2 protein-coding genes and 1 riboswitch are annotated in these 2,377 nt (G+C 52.2%); both genes read right to left on the bottom strand.

Annotated features, from left to right (window positions below):
• Positions 1–90: 90 nt before the first annotated feature.
• Positions 91–1,290 carry a cation:proton antiporter gene (locus ACPLUI_RS13945; RefSeq protein ID WP_424660849.1) on the bottom strand — a complete coding sequence of 400 codons (1,200 nt, stop codon included), beginning with the start codon at positions 1,288–1,290 and terminating at the stop codon, positions 91–93.
• Between the two features lie 66 nt (positions 1,291–1,356).
• A riboswitch (Fluoride riboswitch) is annotated at positions 1,357–1,420 on the bottom strand.
• Positions 1,421–1,511: 91 nt separating this feature from the next.
• On the bottom strand, positions 1,512–2,377 hold an 866-nt coding region (locus tag ACPLUI_RS13940), incomplete at its 5' end, for a heparan-alpha-glucosaminide N-acetyltransferase (RefSeq protein WP_424660848.1).

Genomic DNA, 2,377 nt, shown 5'->3' with positions numbered 1-2,377 from the left:
TACATAATCTCACCCTTTCATTTAAGCTTTTCAGGCCAGTGAACCTAAAATACCCGCCTACTTGAAGGCATTTTTACAAATCACTTTTTATTATTTTTCCGGCAACGGGCGACGTTCGGAGATGGAAACTATACCCCCCGTCTCGACGGTGGGCACTGTTTCCCTGGCTTTGAGCACTTCTACCCGGGGCCGGAAGAAGGCCTGGGCGATAATGGTGGGAATTACCCCGCTGGCTATCACCACCGTAACCAGAATGGTGTACTGCTGCTGGTTGATGTAATGATGGCTCAGCCCGAAAAGAGAAGAGATGGTGCCAAAGGTCAGCCCCGTACACATGAGTAATGTGGTGTACATTCCTTCCCGGTGTTTGTAACGGAACAGCCTGGTCAGGGGCCATATTCCAATAAATTTGCTCGCCATTTTAACCAGCAGCAGGATTACGATTAGTACGAAGGAGCTTACAACAGCGGGCAGGGAAACAAACAGGCCTGCTTTCAGGAAGTAAAAGGGGGTGAGGAAGGCAAAGGCAGCGGCCCGCATGCGCTGCAGGAGTTCTTTTTCCCTCTGGAAGAAACCAGCCAGGGCCAGGCCCAGCAGGTAGGCGGGCAAAACCGCTTCGCTGTTGGCTTTGCCGGCCAGCCCGCCCAGCAACAGAAGGGCAAAAAGGATGTATTTTACCTCGATCTGGCTTACCTGGCCGCCGAACCTCTCCTGAAAGGCGGGTGTGATTTTGGGCATTAAGAACAACACAACCGCGGTTGCTGCAATAAAGACCAGCATCCAGTAGTCATAGTTAGCAAAGAGTACGCCCAGGGCCAGCACTGTGCCCAGGTCGTTAATAAAACAGGCGGCCAGGATGATTTGCCCCAGTTCCGTTTCGTTCAGGCCCGTTTCCACCATGACCGCGTAAACTATGGCCACTGAGGTGGTGGAGAGGGCGATGCCGCCGATTTGCGCTGCATGCAGGTTCCAACCGGCCACATAGTAGGCATAGGCAAATGCTCCCAGAAAGGGGAAAAGAAAACCTACCACACCCAGGCTAACGCTTTCCTTGAATTTGCTTTTCAGTACCGCCGGATCTACTTCGGCCCCGGCCAGAAAGGTGAGGACGATGGCACCCAGTCCGGCCAGGAAATTGACCCAGGTATTAACCTCCAGTCCCAGGTAGTTACCACCGATTACCCCCACCATGATCTCCACCATGGCTACCGATATGCCGGTGCGTACTGAAATCAACCCGGCGGCCAGAGCCAGGCCAATCCAGGTGGCCGCCTCAAGCCACGTGTTCAACAGAAATACCTCCTCTCCAGAAATATAAAATAGCATTAAAAAAGCTCCTACCGGAAACCCCGCGGGATTCTGGTAGGAGCTATTAGCCTGCAAAAGGCAATTTAAGGCGAGCTCCATCGCCAGCTGTGATACTGTACCACGAAAATATATTAGCATGCTTAACCAGAGGCCGTCAATAAGAATCCATAAGTTAATATCAAGTGCCTGGCACCTTTATTAAGTTATTTTATAACCAGGAAAAACAAGTACAGGAGCAATAAAATTACTGGCTGGTGTACGAGGTATACGGTCAACGAATGCCTGCCCAGGAATTGTAAAGACCGGCCCAGCGGGTGGCGGGACAGGGGAAAATGGGGGAGGAGGCTTCGTTTAACCGGGTAAAGTGCTTGCCGGAGGGCCATGCCCCACAGGAACACTCCAAACCAGGGGATAAGAGGGTAATAGTCTACGGAGGAAAAGTTCTCCCCCATAAAACCAAGCCAGGCCAGCCAGTTATGGGGCAGGGTAAGTTTGCCGGTATAGCGTCCGGCCAGCAGAATCAGGGCGCCCAGGGTCGTTAAAACCGGTAAAGGCATACCCTTGAAAAGGGGTGCTAAAAGTATACCTGTCCCCAGGAACTGCAGGATGCCGAAGATTATGTTGCTCCCGGGCAGGACCACGCCGGTAATGATATAAATAATGAACCCCCACAGGAGAAGTTTTATCCCCCGCCGCAGGTTGTCCGTGCTGAAAAAAGAGCTTAAACCCGCAATGAGAATGAACAGGGTGGCAGCTCCTTTTCCCATATAATAAAGTAGACCTCTCTGGTAATCCAGGGGAAGATGGTAAAACTCCGCCAGGTCATAGATCAAGTGAAAGGCTACCATCAACAGGAGGGCCGCTCCCCGGGCGAGGTCGATTTCCCATATGCGGTTGACATTTATTGTGCCAGCGCTGGCAGTCAACTTTATGGCCGGGTTCCTCCGTGAAAATGTGTTTTTTTGAGGTACGAAATGACAACGGGCATGGTTGACCACCGCGTCAGTCCACCGGGCGTGTTTTTTAAGGCGCGTTCCACCCGGGCTACGCAGGCACTGCAGGTTATGCC

The organism is Desulfofundulus sp., from assembly GCF_049701015.1.
GTDB lineage: Bacteria > Bacillota > Desulfotomaculia > Desulfotomaculales > Desulfovirgulaceae > Desulfofundulus.
Note: the sequence above shows the minus strand (reverse complement) of the source record. Positions and strands in the feature narration are given on the sequence as shown.